The sequence below is a fragment of the Paraburkholderia sp. BR14312 genome (assembly GCF_040948675.1).
GTDB classification, from domain to species: Bacteria; Pseudomonadota; Gammaproteobacteria; order Burkholderiales; family Burkholderiaceae; genus Paraburkholderia; species Paraburkholderia nodosa_A.
The window spans coordinates 1,185,455-1,201,199 of record NZ_JBFPKI010000001.1 but is presented as its reverse complement, the minus strand read 5'-3'; the positions used below and the strand labels follow the sequence as shown (position 1 = coordinate 1,201,199).

Below are 15,745 nucleotides of genomic sequence, written 5' to 3'. Positions count from 1 at the left end.
AGCGGGCTTCCGCATAGGCCATAGGTCCGATTGACTGCGCATCCACGCATGGCACCCTTCGACAAAGCCGTCCTTTGGCTCATCGAAGGGGAACCCAATGCGCGCCTGCCGATACGTGGTCCTTTGCGCTTTGCCATTCACGATCGTCGGCTGCAACACGCCGCCCATCCCACCGGGCAAGCCGGTCGATATTCCGACCGCCCTCGAGCAGGTCCTCACGGGCCTGTGCAATTTCAGGAAGGAACAGGCCGAGCGCAAGCAGGATATGGGCGTCGCAATCGACACGGTCACCGTGGAACTCGACTTGACCGTCGACGGCGCAAGGAATCCCCCTGTAGCGGTCGCGCCGGATATCCAGTTCATTCCCACGGTGAGCTATGGGCAGATCATCACGGCGAACCGGGGCAGCCGGCTTACGCTCACCCTGAAAGGCGCTGGCACGCACGGCGGCTGTGACGTCATGACATCGCCAAAGTAGCGGCTGTTCGTTTTCGCTATAGGACCATGGGCCCATAGCCAGATCGTGCGGTTGTGACATGATGGGAGGGCGCGTCACACTCGGCCCTGGCACCATGCGCATTGTTCATACGTTGCTGATCATCCTGGCTTTCGGGACGAGTATTGCCAACCGGCCGACAGGCTGCCTCGCTGCCCAGGGAACGCCTGCGCAAGCCGCGGCGCCACAGGCCGCGACGGCTGCACCAGCCAGTGCGCCATCGCCCCCTGCGGCCCCCACCCCCACCGCCACGCGCCGGCTCAACCTCGCCATTCAGCCGAAGTTCGGCGATTTCGATGCCATGCTCGACCGCAGGCTGATCCGCGTGCTGGTGCCATACAGCAGGACCCTCTACTTCAACGAGCTCGGTCATGAGCGAGGGCTGACCGCCGGGCTCATGCGCGACTTCGAGCGTTACCTGAACAAGACGTACCGGAGCAGCCTCGGCAAGCGTCCCTTGACGCTCGTGATCATCCCGACGACGCGCGACCAGCTCCTTCCCGCTCTGCTGGCCGGGAAAGGGGACATTGCCGCCGGCAATCTGACCGTCACCGAAACGCGGCTCAAGCAGGTCGACTTCGTCGCGCCGCGCGACCGCAAGCCGGTTCGCGAGCTGGTCGTCACCGGTCCGAAGTCGCCCGCGCTCACCAAACTCGACGACCTGAGCGGCAAGACCGTGCACGTGCGTGCGAGCAGCAGCTACTTCGAGAGTCTGACCGCCCTGAACGCGCGCTTCAAAAAAGAAGGCAAACCGCCGATAAAGCTGGTATTGCTGCCCGATGCGCTCGAGGACGAGGACGCCATGGAGATGCTCAATGTCGGGCTGGTCCAGATTCTCGTCGTCGACGACTGGAAGGCGAAATTCTGGGCGCAGGTGCTGCCGGGCATCGTGGTGCATGACGACATGGCCGTGCGTGACGCCGGCTATATCGGCTGGGCGATCCGCAAGCAGAGTCCGAAACTCCAGCAGGCCATCACCGACTTCTACGTTGGCTACGTGAAACAGCAGAGCGTGGCGGAAGTGCGTCTGCAGCAGGAACTGCAGCGCGTCAAGCAGATCACCAGCAATACGGAGGACGCCGAACTGAAGCGCTTCACGCAAACGGTCGGTCTCTTCGAGAAGTACGGCGCGCAATATCGCTTCGATCCATTGATGCTTGCCGCGCAAGGGTTCCAGGAATCGCAGCTCGACCAGAGCGCCCGCAGCCACGTTGGCGCGATCGGCATCATGCAGCTCATGCCGGCGACCGGCAAGGAGCTGGCCGTCGGTGACATCCGCGTGACAGAATCGAACATCCACGCCGGCGCGAAATACCTGGACCTCCTGATGTCCCGCTACTTCCCGGATGCGCACTTTTCCGACTCGGACCGCGCCCTGTTCGCGTTTGCGAGCTACAACGCGGGTCCGGCCAGGATCGCGAAGATGCGCAAGGAGGCGGCCGCCCGAGGGCTCTCGCCCGACAAGTGGTTCAACAACGTCGAGATCGTGGTCGGCGAGAAGATCGGGATCGAGACGACCACTTACGTGCGCAATATCTACAAGTACTACGCCGCCTACCGGCTCGTACAACAAGCGCAGGCGGCACGCGAACGCGCCATCGGGCAGGCGCGCAAGCAGGGCTGAGGCAGACTTACGCGTCAGGCGTCCAGCACCGCGAGATGAATCTCGCGACTTCATCCAGCGCATACCGCGCACTCGACAGCTCGTGCGTGGATCGCTGGAACACGTGGTGCAGTCCTTCGTAGATTTCCAGTCGCACCGTTGCGCCCTGCTCCGCTGCAGCCGCCGCGTAACGTCGCGCGTCGTCGAATAGCAACTCGTCCGTGCCCACCTGGAGCGCGATGGGCGGCAGGCGCCCGGGAATGGCATGCAGTGGCGACGCGCGTCCATCCGTGGGATCGCCAGCCCCAAGATACGCTGCGGCGGCATTGGCGAGCACCGGCCGCGTCAGAACGGCATCCCGGGTCGCATCGCTCTTGAACGACGGCCCTGTCAACGCCAGATCGACCCACGGCGAGAAAGCGGCCACGCTCGCAATGTTCAACGTGCGCGGTTCCTCCACACCCAGAGCCGCCAGTGCAAGGGCGCCGCCCGCGGAGTCGCCGACCAGCGAGACTTCGCGTATGCCGCCGTTCGCCAGCCATCGCAGCGCGGCGAGCACGGCATCGTGCGCCGCGGGAAACGGATGCTCGGGCGCAAGCGGATAGTCGAGCACGAAGGTATCGACACCGGCGCGCACCGCGATCTGGCTTGCGAAACCGCGATAGCCCGATGCAGAGCCGAGCACAAAGGCCCCGCCGTGCAGGAACAGGATCGCGCGATGGGCAGGCGCGGCGCGCGGCCGAATCCACCACCCTGTTGCGTCCGCGTTCGCGATGCTCTCCATGCCGACGCCGTCCGCGACCGGCGTCTGCGCGGTCATGGCGTCGTACGCCTCGCGCATCGTTCCTTCGAATTCGTCGAAAAGCCGCTGCGTGCGCTCGATCGAGGCCCTCGCCGCCTCGCGGTCGTCTTCGCTCAGGCTGTGCCGCACTTCGGTCAGGTTTGTGCGTTGTCCGATGCTCATCATGGCTCCTTCGTTGCGTGAATGCGTTGTCGATGGGCATGACGATATCGATTCCACTCAGGGCATGGAAGACGGTCAGATGGAATAGAATCCATTCCAGTCAGGAAGTTTTGGGGAAGGGAAAATGGACCGGCTCGACGCGCTCAAACTTTTCATCCGCATCGTCGAAAGCGGGAGTTTCGCCGCGGCGGCCCGCGACATCGGCGTGGGTCAACCTGCGGTCAGCAAGCAGATCGCGTCGCTCGAGCGTCACCTCGGCGCGCAACTGGTGCGGCGCACGTCGCGCAGCATGACACTCACCGAGACCGGTCAAACGGTCTATGAAGCGGGCTTGCGCATCATTGGCGACTTCGCCGATCTCGAGTCCTCCGTCGGGCACGGCCAGCTGTCTCCGAGCGGGCTGATCCGCGTCACCGTGCCACCGGTCTTTGGCCGGCTGTATGTCGTGCCGCACCTGCCGGTGTTTTTCTCCCGCTATCCGCAGGTGCACGTGGACCTTTCCGCAACGGAGCGAGTCGTCAATCTCGTCGAGGAAGGTTTCGATCTTTCGGTCAAAAGCGGACCGCTTGCCGATTCCTCAATGATTTCGAGGCATCTGGCCTCGAGTCCGGTCGTTGTCGTCGCGACACCGCAATACCTCGAAAAGCATGGGCGCCCGGAGCGGCCACAAGAGATCGAACGGCATGCCTGTGTGGTTTTCGCGCCCCTGCACGAGCCGCGGGCATGGCGTTTCGGCAACGTCGAAGGGCCGGGCCTGCAGGTTCCGTCCGGCAATTTCCGCACCGGCGACGCGGAGCAGATTCGCGCTGCCGTTCTGGCCCATATGGGCCTGGTTCAGGCGCCGGCCTGGCTCTTCGCAGCGGAGATGGCGAGCGGCGAGGTCGTCAGCGTGCTGGAAGATTTCGCGCCGCCGCCGTTGCCCGTCCACGGCGTGCATCCATCGGGCAGGCGGCTGCCGAACAAGACTCGCGTGTTTCTCGACTTCGTTGCCGAAATCCTCGCGGCTGCTCCGCGGCCGGCTTTCGTTGCGGCCTGATGGCTTTGCGCCTGTGCGGAACGGTGCTTGCTGCGATAAGTGGGTCACTCATTAAGGAGAGCCAAAATGCCCGAGAAGAAAACGATCGAGCGTGCGCGCGCAGACAAGCGCGCAGGCAAATCTGCCAGTACCCAGGCCGGCGAGTTCGTGAAGGAGGAGTTCGATCGCGTGCGCGAAGGCAAGCATGGCGTGCGTTCCGCGAAGCAGGCTGTCGCGATCGGCCTCTCGAAGGCGCGGCGCGCCGGTGTGGACCTGAAACCGCCGGCGCCAGGCAAAACCAGCGAGGCGACGCGCAAGAAGGCCGCAAAGGATAGCGCGGCGGGCCGCGGCGAGAAAACGGGCCGCGCGAGCACGGAATCGAAGGCCAAACGCTCGCGCACGACGACGCAAGTGCTCAAGGGCGAGAGCCGGGAGGGCGCATCGCCACAAGCCGCGTCGAAACAGGCGAAGACCGCGGCGGCGCGCCGCCCCGCGGCCAGCCGGTCGGCGGCCGCGAAAAAGGCTGCGCAGACGAAGGGCGCAGCGGGCCGTTCCGCCGCGGCAAAAAAGGCGGCGAAGACACGCGCCGCGCGGGCGCAGCACACCCGCCACTAGCGGTAGCGCGGGGTTATGAGACTATCTTCCTCATCGCCCCGCACGCGCGTGCTGCACAATCGCCGATGTCCTCACCCGCTCTGCTGCTCGAACAGATCCTTCGCGACGTCCCACGCCGCTATCGCTTGCCGCAAGAGCCCGCGGCTTCGGCGCTGCCGCTTCGTCACGCCAATCCGGCGACGGCTCTCGCACGCGTCATCGAACAGGCGCGTGAAGCCATCGCACATGGCGGAGCACCCGACGCGACGCTGAAGCCGCGTTTCATCGACGCGCTCGCGGCCATGATCACGGAGGCGATGCACGCCGATTCCGGAGACCGGGCATTTCAGGCGATGGTGCTGCGGCACCGCGCGCCCCGCGTACGCGAATTTGCGTCGCTTTCCGCCCAGGCCGATCAGGACCGCCGGCAGATCCATGCTGCGGTCAATGCGATCGCGCATCCAGCCAAACAGCAGCGCGCCCTCGAGGCCTGGCAGCGCGAAGCGCTTGCGCGGCTGCATGCGTCCGCGGCATTGGCGCACCACGAGGCCCATTACGCGGGACTCCATGAAACCGCGCGAGACCTTCTCGCTTCGCCGGAGCTTGCGAAGGGCTCGGCTTTCGAACCCGCGCTGGCCGATCTGCAGAACAGTCCGGCACTGGCGCGCTTGTGCCGGCTCGAAGCCCTGGCGCCCGACCCACTCGTGCAGCAATACGTATCATTGCTGGATGCGTATGGTCCGCGGCCGGGTACGCCGGCGGCCGTGGCGCAAGGCCGGGCGTCGCAGCGACGCGGCGCGGCTGTCGAAGCGCTGGCCATCCAAGCCCTCGAATCTCTGGCTCAAAGGCTCAACGCGGCGCAGGAGAACCCGCACGCGTACCGTGTCGTGAGTTCGATGCGCGTCCCGGCCTCGATACCGGGTTCGCACGAGCGCGCCAAAACGGAATGGGACGTGGTCCTGCTCGAGCGGCTGCATGCGAAGACCTTCGATATCGTGCCCGTCTGGAACGTGCGCCTGCTCGTCGAAGCGAAGGCATCCGTCGAATCCGCAACGACCGACCTGCCGCGGCTCATGCGCGGTTTGCGCCTGCTCACGCACGCTGAAGAAAACGTCGTGTATACGTTCGAGACCCAGCAGGGGCCAGTGCGACTGCACGGCGCCTCGCTACGCGCGCAAGGCTTCGACGAGTGCGGCTTGCTGAACGCCGTGCTCTATTGCTGCGACGCGCCCGCCAACGGCGTTTCGCGAATGCTCAACGCCGCGAGCCGTATGCAGCTTTTGTCCGCACCGGCGAGCCTCGAATACGCCAGCGCCCAGTGGGACGGGCGCCATGCGGATCCGGAAATACTGGCTGCTGTCTGGCAGCACCTCACGCAATCGTCGCGCTGGCATGCCGTGCTCGACCAGTATTCGATGCTGCGTCTCGTGCGCGAATTGATGGTGCACCCCGATGACCTGATGGCCACGATTCGCGATGCAACGGGGTGCTCGCCGGGGTGTTCACAGTACACAGCGAACGAACGGCCTTGTTGACGTGCGCGTGCGTGCGTTCGAGAGAGGCGCGCTGACGCCTCAATGCTCCGTGCTTGCGCGCGCCGCCGCGGGGCACGCCGGATCCTTGCCCCAATGCCCGTCGCACACGCGCCAACGGCAAAGCTGATCTTCGAAGAAGCCCTGTTCTCCGCACGCCTTGACTTGCTGCGCGAGCGTGAGCTTGCCAGCCGCCGGCTTCGACGCGTGCGCGGACGCGTCCTTGCCATCGCCCGGCTTGGTGCGGGCAACGAGCACGGCTAGCAGATCGACATCGGAATCGTCCTTCTGGCCGCCTGGCCGCGCATCGTGTCGCTTCTTCGCCAGCGTTTCACCCTTGGCGCTCCCTGCATGCGCGGCGCTTTTCGCTTCGTGGCGGGCTTCGGCGCCCTTGGCCGGATGCTTGTGATTCGCGTCTACGGACGCGCTCGCCTGCGGCGCCGCACCGCCCGCTGGTGCGCTCGCTCCGGCATCGCGCGCGCCATTGGCCAACGCACGCGAAAGCCGGCCATCGTCGGGTACCGTTGCGGACGCAACGGCGTCAGGTGCGGGCTTCGCGTTGTCGGCAGTTTCGTCGTCGCTCACGATCGTGGCGGCGTGCGAAGCCGACGCCGTATCATGCGCGCTCGCCGCGTTCGCGACGGTTGGCGCTGCCCCTGCAGGGGCAGCTATCGGTGCAACGGCGGTGGCAGCCGCCTGCGTCCCGGCGTTCGCTGGTGCGCTGCGCTCGGCCACGTGCCAGGCGCCGAAACCGGCGGCGCCGATCAGAGCCAGCGCCCCGACCAGCATCGGCGTGCGCGAACGCCGACCTGTACCAGGCGGCGCGGCCGGCGGCACGACGCGGCCCTCGAGATTCGCGAGGATGCGCGAGCCGCCCGGTTGTGCGCCCGGGACGCTGGCTGGCGTGTCGGCGAGGAGGCTGGGGGCAGCCTTGGGGGTAGAGTTGTCCGGCGCACTCATTCACTGTCTCGTTGGAATCGTGCTCATTGTGCTCATTGAATTGAGCCTGTTTCACCGCAATAATACGAGGCGGCCCAACTTCGGGCAGCGCTGATTCTAAAATCAAGCATTACAAAAAACAATTGCCACTCCGCGGGTTCGCTTTTGGTCGCCATTGCTCTCGTCGCCTATTTTGCCATTGCCGTACCACTGGCCGCACTCTTGCTGCTGCCCGCCGTACGCGCATCGCTTTTCAGCACGTTATTCGAATTGCATAATTTAATTATGCGTCGCGCTTCAGCAAGCGCCACTCACGCCCGTAGTCAGTTCTTTAAGTCGGCAAAAATTTCTCATTCGAGAATGGCCGATATGAAAAATATACTCATCAGGCGGCGCTTGCTGATTTTCATTACCGCAGGTATTCTTGCGACGCCGCCGCTCATTGCCATTACATTGCGCGGTCATCAGTTATTTCAATACGATGACACGCCCCGGGTGCCGGACGAAAAAATCGCTGCCTTGCTGAACGGCGAGCAGCTGGTTCCACCGCCGCCGCTGCCTCCCGAGGTATTCGCCACGAAGGAGGTCGAGCAGGTGCGGCCCGCGCTGCACGACGCAAGCCGCGACTGGAATCTGCTGGATGCGGATTTCCGCACGCGGCTATTGCTCGTCTACAAGATCATGCGCGAGCAATACGGTTATGAAATGGCACTACTGGAAGGTTACCGCAGCCCCGAGCGGCAAAACAGGCTTGCGCAAATGGGCGGTAATGTGACAAACGCGGCAGCTTTCCAAAGCTATCACCAATATGGACTCGCGGCCGATAACGCATTTCTGCGTGACGGCAAGCTCGTCATTTCAGAAAAAGATCCCTGGGCGATGCGGGGTTATCAGTTATACGGCCAGGTGGCCGAGCAGGTTGGCCTGACCTGGGGCGGACGCTGGAAATTGATGGACCTGGGCCACGTCGAATATCACAAACCCGGCTTCGTTCTGGGTCGCGCGCCGGCAATTGTTAAATGAGGCGCAGCGGGAAATAAATGGGGAGTTTTATGGGGCGTTCATTCATTCTGCCGGGCGGCAAAACCTCTTGCTGCGTGACGACACCGCACACCACGACAAACAGCACCCAAGGCACCAGGACCTGAACGGCTTATGCAACGCTTCTTCAACGTGTTGACAAACACGCGCACGCTCTCTGTCGTCGGCGTGATCGCGCTCGCGGCCGCATTGTTCATCGCGGCCGATGCACTGCAAATCAGCCCGGTCTGGCCCGCTGCCGTGCTCGGCGCGCTGTTCGCGATCTGGCTCGTGTTCTGGCTCTGGCGCCGCGCGCGCGTGCGGCGCGCGAACCGCAAGCTCGGCGACATGCTGGAGCAGCAGGCGCAGACCGATAACGGAGAGCCCGCACCCGCCCCTGCCAGGCAGGCGGAGCTGGATGTGCTGCGCACGCGGCTCGTCGACGCCGTAAAAACCATCAAGTCCTCGAAGATCGGCCAGCTTTCGGGCGGCTCGGCGCTGTATGAGTTGCCGTGGTACATCGTCATCGGCAATCCTGCAGCCGGCAAGAGCAGCGCCGTGCTGAACTCGGGCTTGCAATTCCCCTTCGCCGACAAGCACGACGCCGTGGTGCACGGCATTGGCGGCACGCGCAACTGCGACTGGTTCTTCACGACCGAAGGCATCCTGCTCGACACAGCGGGCCGCTATTCGGTCCACGAGGAAGACCGCACCGAATGGCTCGGCTTTCTCGGCCTCCTCAAGCGCCATCGTCCGAAAGCGCCGATCAACGGCATCATCGTCACCGCGAGCATCGCGGAACTCACGGGCAACCGCCCCGAGTTCGCCATCAACCTCGCGAAGAATCTGCGCCAGCGCGTGCAGGAACTGACCGAAAAGCTCGAAGTGTTTGCGCCCGTGTACGTGATGTTCACGAAGGCCGACCTGATTACCGGCTTCACCGAATTCTTCAGCAGCAACGACCGCCAGGAGTACGACCGCGTGTGGGGCGCTACCCTGCCCTACGAGCCGGATGAGAAGCGCGATATCGTCGCGCTGTTCGACGAGCGCTTCGAAGAGCTTTACGAAGGCCTCAAGGAAATCAGCATCGCGCAGATGTCGCTCAGCCGCGGCAAGCAGCTCTCGCCTGGGCAACTGAGCTTCCCGCTCGAATTCTCGGCGATCAAGCCGGCGTTGCGCGCGTTCCTCGCTACGCTGTTCGAGAACAACCCTTTCCAGTACAAGCCGATCTTCCGCGGCTTCTATTTCACGAGCGCGCTGCAGGAAGGCGAAACCAGCAGCGCCGCCGCGCAGCGCATTGCCAACCGTTTCGTGCTCTCCGCCGAGGGGCTGCCCAAGCCGCATAGCGCGTTTTCCAAAAACGGCTTCTTCCTGCGGGATCTCTTCTCGAAAGTGATCTTCGCGGACCGGCAAACCGTGAAGCAGTTCGCGAGCCCTGCCAAGACGCGCCTGCGCTACGCCACGTTCTTCGGCTTCGTCGCGGTGCTCGCGCTCGCGCTGGGCGGCTGGACATGGTCGACCATCGGCAACCAGCAGCTCGTGGCGAACGTGCAGGCCGATCTCGACAATGTCGAGCGCATGCAGCAGAACCGCAACGACCTGCAGTCGCGCCTGCAGGCCATGGACATTCTCGAAGACCGCATCGAGCAACTCGAGCAGTTCCGTCGCGACCGCCCGCTCGCCGTTTCGCTCGGACTCTACCAGGGCGACCGGCTCGAACAGCATCTGCTCGAAGAGTATTACAGCGGCGTACGGCAGATCATGCTGACGCCCGTCTCGCAGAATCTCGCCTCGTTTCTCAAGGACGTGGACGCGCATCCCGAACTGCTCGCGCCGATGTCGCATACGCCCGATTCGGGTGCGATTCCCGTCTCGGCGCACACGGCAATGGCGGGCGGCAGCCAGGGCGGCCTCTATAGCGCCGCCTCGCCCACGAGCGTCGAAGACGCCTACAACGCGCTCAAAACCTACCTGATGCTCTCCGACAAGCGTCACGTCGAGGCCGCGCACCTGACCGACCAGATCGCGCGCTTCTGGCGTGGCTGGCTCGAAACGAATCGCGGCAACATGCCTCGCGACGAGATGATCAAGAGTGCCGAGCGCATGATCACGTTCTACCTCGCGCGCGTCTCCGACGACGACTGGCCGATGATCGACGCGAACCTCGCGCTCGTCGACCAGACGCGAGAAAACCTGCGCCACGTGGTGCGCGGCATGCCGGCGCGTCAGCGCGTGTACGAGGAGATCAAGGCGCGCGCCTCCACGCGTTTCGCGCCCATGACGGTGGCGCGCATCGTCGGCGACACGAATACCTCGCTGATTGCGGGCAGTTACGCGATTTCCGGCACCTTCACGCGCGAGGCGTGGTTCCAGTACGTGCAGCCCGCGATCCGCGACGCCGCAACGAAGGAACTGCAAGCGAAAGACTGGGTGCTCAACACCTCGGCGCAAGACGATCTCACGCTCGAAGGCAGCCCCGAGCAGATCCAGAAGGCGCTGGTGTCGATGTACAAGACCGAGTATGCGCAGAACTGGCAGAAGTTCATGCAGGGCATTGCCGTGCAGGACTTCGGCACGTTCGGCCAGGCCGTCGATGCGATGAATCGCCTGGGCGACCCGCAGGATTCGCCGATCCGCAAGATCCTCGAAACCGCGTACGACCAGACCTCGTGGGATAACCCATCGCTCGCGAGCGTGAGCATCAAGCGCGCGGAAAGCGGCGTGACGGGATGGGTCAGGCAATGGTTCTCGCGCATGTCGGGCAACACTGCCACGGCCAATCTCGACCTCAACGGCAATCCGGTCGAGCCTTCGATGGGTCCGATCGGCCAGGCATTCGCGGGGCTGGGCCGCATGGTCGTGACGCACGATAACGCGTCGCTGCTCGGCGGCTACATGGACTCGCTCTCGAAGGTGCGCACGCGTCTTAACGTCATCAAGAATCAGGGCGACCCGGGACCGGGCGCGCGCCAGCTCATGCAGCAAACGCTGGACGGCAACGGCTCCGAACTTTCCGATTCGCTCAAGTTCGTCGACGAGCAGATGCTCACGGGCTTGACCGACGCGCAGAAGAAGGCGCTGCGCCCGCTGCTCGTGCGCCCGCTCATGCAGGCCTACGCCGTGGTGATCCAGCCTGCGAGCGTGGAAGTGAACAAGGTTTGGAATGCGCAGGTGTACCAACCGTTCCAGGCCTCGCTCGCGAACAAGTACCCGTTTGCGGGCAGCGCGAAGATCGAGGCAGGCGCGAGCGAAATCGCCCAGATGTTCGGGCCGGACGGTGCGATTTCGAAGTTCGTCGGCACCACGCTCGGGCCACTCGCCGTGCGCCGCGGCGACACGCTCTCCGCACGCACCTGGGGCGACATGGGCCTCACGCTCACGCCCGACTTCACGACCGGCTTCGCGCGCTGGGTGGCGCCGCTTGCGGGCGGCGCGGCGGGCGCGGGACAAGGCTCGTCCGAGCCGCAGACCGTGTTCCAGATTCTGCCGCAGCCGTCGAGCGGCACGACCGAGTACACGATCGCGATCGACGGCCAGCAACTGCGCTACCGCAACACGCCGCCGCAGTGGACGAACTTCGTCTGGCCCAATCCTCAGGGCGCGCCGGGCGCGACGCTCTCGGCCACCACGTTCGACGGTCGCACGATCCAGTTCGTCAACGAGCCGGGACGTTACGGCCTGGAGAAGCTCATCAACTCGGCACAGCGCACGCGCCATCCGGACGGCACGTTCGACCTGACGTGGACGCAAGGCAGCGTGACCGTATCGGTGAGCATGCGCATCGTCAGCACCTCGCAGCCCACGGCTGCGAGCAGTAACGCGCCGCAGCAGCAAGGTTTGAGCGGCGTGCAACTGCCCTCTTCGATCGCAAGCGTCGGGACAGTGAACAGTGCGGCTGCCAACCCTGCGGCCGGCGCGAGTGCGTCGCCCGCCGCCGTGGCCGCCGTAACAACATCGGCGGCCCCCACCCAGACAGGAGGAACCGCGCAATGACGCAGTCCGTTCAGGCGCAGATCGCGTACTTCGGCAAGATTCCGTCGCGCGGCGACTTCGTCAAGAGTGCTCATAATCCGCAGCTGCTGCAGACACTGGACCGCTGGATCGCACAGGCGATGGAACTGCTCGCCGACGATCCGCGGTGGAAGATCGTCTATGCCGAAGCGCAGCCCATGCACTTCGCGTTTCTCGGCTCGCAGAGCAAACTCGCGATCGCCGGGCACATGGTGGCGAGCCAGGACCAGTCGTCGCGGCGCTTTCCGTTTCTCGCGGCCACCGCGCTCGAAGTCGAGCAGCCGCTCGCCTTTCTCGCGCGCAGCCCGCTCGCCTTCGCGCGGCTGTGGTCGCGTGCCGCGCAGCAGATGCAGCCGCTCCTTGGCACGAGCGAACCGGCGGGCGCGCTGCATGCGCTCGGCGAAACCCAGGTTCCCGTGGATGTGGGCGGCGTGGGCAACCCGCACGACGGCACCTTCAACGACTTCGTCGAACACCAGACGCTCGAAGGCCTCGAGCGGATGCTGCTCGCGAGCGGCCACCCCGTGCGCCTGCGCGGCGCGATGCTCGCGCTCGGCTCGCTGCTGCGACCAGTGATGACGAGCGGCTCCTCGCATCTGGAGCGCGGCCTCACGCTGCCGCTGCCGGTCGACCCGTTCTACCGCAGCCTCGTGGCCGCATTCTGGCTGGAGCTGATCGCGCCGTTCGTTTCGAAGGCGGACTTCGAGCTCGCTATCTTCATCGGCACCATCGCGCAGCGCGAGCGGCTCATCGTCGGCTTCAACGGCGCATCGGCCCGGACCCTGCACAGCGTGGTTGATCCGCAAACCTACGCCGCCCACAACATCGATATCGACGATCCCGAATGGATCGACGGTCACGCACAAAGCGACCATGGCATCAGCAAACTCGTCAGCTACCTCGATCAGCCGCAACTGTCGCTGCGTCTTGCGATCGACACGTTCCAGGAAGCGTTCGTTGGGGAGGCTGGGCATGCTCGGCGCGGATAAACAGGCGCGCGTTCCTGTGCGTACGGCGATGGCTGCGGCGCTCGCGGCTGGCGTGTTGGGATTCGCTGGCTCGAACGCGTGGGCCGACGATGCGAGCCCTGCTCGCGTCACGCCCGTGAACAACAGCGGCGCGCAGGTCAGCACGACTGAGCTTCCTGCGGCGAACCCGGCCGCCTCTACGGCTGATACTGTTCCCCGCTCGACCGCCACGTCCACGCCCGCGCCTGTCGATACGGCGCCCGGCCAGGTCGTGGCAGGCGGCAAGGTGCCCGACGAAGCCACGCACGCGGCTGTGCTCGCTCGTCTGCGCGAGACCTATGGCGCGGCGAACGTCGTGGATCAGATTGAAGTGGGCGACGTAGCGACGCCGCCCAACTGGTCGGATAACGTGCAGAAGCTGCTCAACGCGCAGCTCAAGCAGATCCATAAAGGACAACTGAAGATCGACGGCACGCAGATCGACGTGCGCGGCGAGGTGGGCAACGAGGCCACGCGCCAGCAGATCGCGAGCGACATGGCCACCGCGCTCAATCCGACCTATACGATCCGCAATGGGTTGCGCGTGAGCGCGTCCGAACAGGGGCTGCTCGACCAGACGCTCGCAAATCGCACTATCGAATTCGAAACGGGCAGTGCGACGCTCACGCCGCAAGGCCGGGCGATTCTTGATCAGATGGCGGCCGTGCTTGCGAAGATGAATACGCGTACTGTGGCGATCATCGGGCATACGGACAATGCGGGCAATCGTGCGTCGAACATTGCGCTGAGCCAGGCGCGTGCCGATGCTGTTAAAGGGTATCTCGTCGGCAAGGGGATCTCGCCGCAACAGATGACGGCGACTGGTGTGGGTCCTGATCAGCCGATTGCTTCGAATGATACGAGTGATGGGCGGGCAAGGAATCGGCGGATTGAGTTTCGGGCGGGGTTGTAGGGGGAATGGCCCTCGGGCCTATCATCACAACCACAGATCACTTCAGGCGGAAAGCGTTCCCGTGGTTTGCGATGCCACAAGCTTCGGCTGGGGTTGACAGTGGCACTGACACAGGTCGCCTTCTAGAGCGACCTGTTTTCCCATTACCGTCAGCGTGTGCGGAGTTCCATCCGACACGATGACACCTTGGGTATTGCAGGTGTGGCACATGACCGGTGCTCCGATATAGGCCATCGGCCTCCCGGAAAACGAAGACCCCTCGATGCCATCCATAACGACGCCGTTTTGATCGGTCTTGTCGTCTTTCAGTATGAATTTGCGAGTCATATTTGCTCCCTGAGATTTTTCTCTGATCCGACTTTAGTGGCGCTCGCCACGAATGTGTCGAGCTTCGATGACTGCTGGATGGCTTCTGGCAAAACCGGCTCACGGCACGTTTTCCAGCTAAGCCAGGCGAACACGGACTGGAGGTTGCCCACGAACTTTGCCTTCCTGACGATCTCCCTTGTCAGTCAAAGGCCGCTGAGTCTTAACCCGGATGTTGCCGTCGAATGCCATCGCGTCAGAGTCTTAGCGTCCCGCCACTTGGGCCGCCACCGTCGAAGACGGTTCACCGGGGAGCGAAGCTCGTTGTACGTCCTCGGGCCACACCGGCTCACGACTAGTCAGTTGCGCAATGTAATGCAATAACACCATCAGGCACATTGGAACCGCGATCACGGTCGTCAGCAGCCAAAGGGCGGCGTTTGCCCTGCGAACGGCCTTGAAATTGGAAAACAACACACTCGCCGATGCCCTCAAGGACGGTCCTTCGGGCAAGTACTCCTTGATAGGTGGAAGCGATTCCGGGCCGTCTTCCATAAACTTTCGAACGAATTCGAAGTTCGCCAGAAGTTGCTCAAGAACGTTCGCCCCCACGCTGACGTCTCCGATCCCCCGTTGACCGTACGTTTGCCAAAACTGAAGGTATTGACGATGGTTTTATTGTCCTCGGCGAGCACGAAACATCTCAGGACGGTTGGCGCACCGCCGAAGAGCGGCGAAGACGTCTGCCGGTCAGTGAAGAAGAAAGCTTTGTCCCAAGGCACGGCAACGACCCCGTTCTTGCCGTTATGGCGGAAGGCATAGACCATCCGGTTTTTCCTGTTAAACCGAATTGTCTTGTGCCGGTAGTTGAAGCAGTCCTTCAGCAAAATGCCGGCACAAAACGCGCATCCTATGGCACACGGCACAACCAGTGTCCAGAAAATCGCGCTGCTATGAGTGAACAACACGAACTGCCAGCCAAAATAGGCAAATCCGGGAAATCCGACGAGAAAGGCCAGGGTTGCCCAACCCACCTGCTGGTATGAGGTATCGCAAATGTCCAAATAGATGTTGTTCATTCGAAAGACCATGTGCTTGTCTTTCGCATCGCTTGCCGCCGGCTTGCGGATATCGAGGCGACGCGCGCACTCCTCCGCCGTCACGGGGCGATTTATGGATACCTTCGTCAGATAGTCGTAGGTCATATAGCCTTCAAGTCGCTGCGAACCCCATCGCCGCCGCTGCGGAAGCTCCAATGCCAACTTGAGGCCAGAATCCAAGAAACGGCAACACTTCCAGGCGACAGAGTCGTCTTTCCGATAAATCGCTTACGCACGATACGCCC

Annotated in this window: 13 protein-coding genes; 9 read left to right on the top strand and 4 right to left on the bottom strand. The window is 63.7% G+C overall.

Annotated features, from left to right (window positions below; genetic code table 11):
- Positions 1-97: 97 nt before the first annotated feature.
- Positions 98-478, top strand: coding sequence for a hypothetical protein (locus tag AB3X98_RS05415; protein ID WP_069266608.1), 381 nt, complete (start codon positions 98-100; stop codon positions 476-478).
- Between the two features lie 94 nt (positions 479-572).
- Positions 573-2,120: a transporter substrate-binding domain-containing protein gene (locus AB3X98_RS05410; RefSeq protein ID WP_368604407.1), complete on the top strand. Its 1,548-nt coding sequence runs from the start codon at positions 573-575 to the stop codon at positions 2,118-2,120.
- Positions 2,121-2,127: 7 nt separating this feature from the next.
- On the opposite strand, the gene AB3X98_RS05405 is transcribed toward AB3X98_RS05410, so the two are convergent.
- The gene (locus AB3X98_RS05405) at positions 2,128-3,066 is read right to left on the bottom strand and encodes an alpha/beta hydrolase (RefSeq protein ID WP_368604408.1); all 939 of its coding nucleotides are present in this window, start codon (positions 3,064-3,066) and stop codon (positions 2,128-2,130) included.
- 121 nt (positions 3,067-3,187) lie between these two features.
- On the opposite strand from AB3X98_RS05405, the gene AB3X98_RS05400 reads away from it, so the two are divergent.
- The 3 genes from AB3X98_RS05400 (at position 3,188) to AB3X98_RS05390 (ending at position 6,207) form a co-directional block, all read left to right on the top strand.
- Positions 3,188-4,099 carry a LysR substrate-binding domain-containing protein gene (locus tag AB3X98_RS05400; protein ID WP_368604409.1) on the top strand — a complete coding sequence of 304 codons (912 nt, stop codon included), beginning with the start codon at positions 3,188-3,190 and terminating at the stop codon, positions 4,097-4,099.
- A gap of 66 nt (positions 4,100-4,165) precedes the next feature.
- Complete coding sequence (locus tag AB3X98_RS05395) at positions 4,166-4,693, top strand: DUF6496 domain-containing protein (RefSeq protein ID WP_069266612.1); 528 nt, start codon at positions 4,166-4,168, stop codon at positions 4,691-4,693.
- Positions 4,694-4,758: 65 nt separating this feature from the next.
- Positions 4,759-6,207, top strand: coding sequence for a 3-deoxy-D-arabino-heptulosonate 7-phosphate synthase (locus tag AB3X98_RS05390; RefSeq protein ID WP_368604410.1), 1,449 nt, complete (start codon positions 4,759-4,761; stop codon positions 6,205-6,207).
- 39 nt (positions 6,208-6,246) lie between these two features.
- Here the strand turns inward: AB3X98_RS05390 and AB3X98_RS05385 are convergent, their stop codons facing one another.
- Entirely contained in the window at positions 6,247-7,164 is a 918-nt protein-coding gene (locus tag AB3X98_RS05385; protein ID WP_368604411.1) for a hypothetical protein, read from the bottom strand.
- Positions 7,165-7,308: 144 nt separating this feature from the next.
- On the opposite strand from AB3X98_RS05385, the gene AB3X98_RS05380 reads away from it, so the two are divergent.
- The 4 genes from AB3X98_RS05380 to AB3X98_RS05365 all read left to right on the top strand — a co-directional run bounded on the left by AB3X98_RS05380 (position 7,309) and on the right by AB3X98_RS05365 (position 14,094).
- On the top strand, positions 7,309-8,166 hold the full coding sequence (locus AB3X98_RS05380) for a M15 family metallopeptidase (RefSeq protein ID WP_069266615.1): 858 nt from the start codon (positions 7,309-7,311) through the stop codon (positions 8,164-8,166).
- Between the two features lie 132 nt (positions 8,167-8,298).
- Positions 8,299-12,156: a type VI secretion system membrane subunit TssM gene (gene tssM / locus AB3X98_RS05375; protein ID WP_368604412.1), complete on the top strand. Its 3,858-nt coding sequence runs from the start codon at positions 8,299-8,301 to the stop codon at positions 12,154-12,156.
- Positions 12,153-13,163 carry a type VI secretion system-associated protein TagF gene (gene tagF / locus AB3X98_RS05370; protein WP_342948813.1) on the top strand — a complete coding sequence of 337 codons (1,011 nt, stop codon included), beginning with the start codon at positions 12,153-12,155 and terminating at the stop codon, positions 13,161-13,163. The genes tssM and tagF overlap by 4 nt, the downstream gene beginning before the upstream one ends.
- A 28-nt stretch (positions 13,164-13,191) precedes the next feature.
- Positions 13,192-14,094 carry an OmpA family protein gene (locus AB3X98_RS05365; protein WP_368604477.1) on the top strand — a complete coding sequence of 301 codons (903 nt, stop codon included), beginning with the start codon at positions 13,192-13,194 and terminating at the stop codon, positions 14,092-14,094.
- Between the two features lie 42 nt (positions 14,095-14,136).
- Here AB3X98_RS05365 and AB3X98_RS05360 read toward each other — a convergent pair whose 3' ends face one another.
- Entirely contained in the window at positions 14,137-14,421 is a 285-nt protein-coding gene (locus AB3X98_RS05360) for a PAAR domain-containing protein (protein ID WP_368604413.1), read from the bottom strand.
- A 470-nt stretch (positions 14,422-14,891) separates the two neighbouring features.
- A complete protein-coding gene (locus AB3X98_RS05355) occupies positions 14,892-15,605 on the bottom strand; it encodes a hypothetical protein (protein ID WP_368604414.1) in 714 nt (237 codons plus the stop codon).
- Positions 15,606-15,745 lie beyond the last annotated feature (140 nt).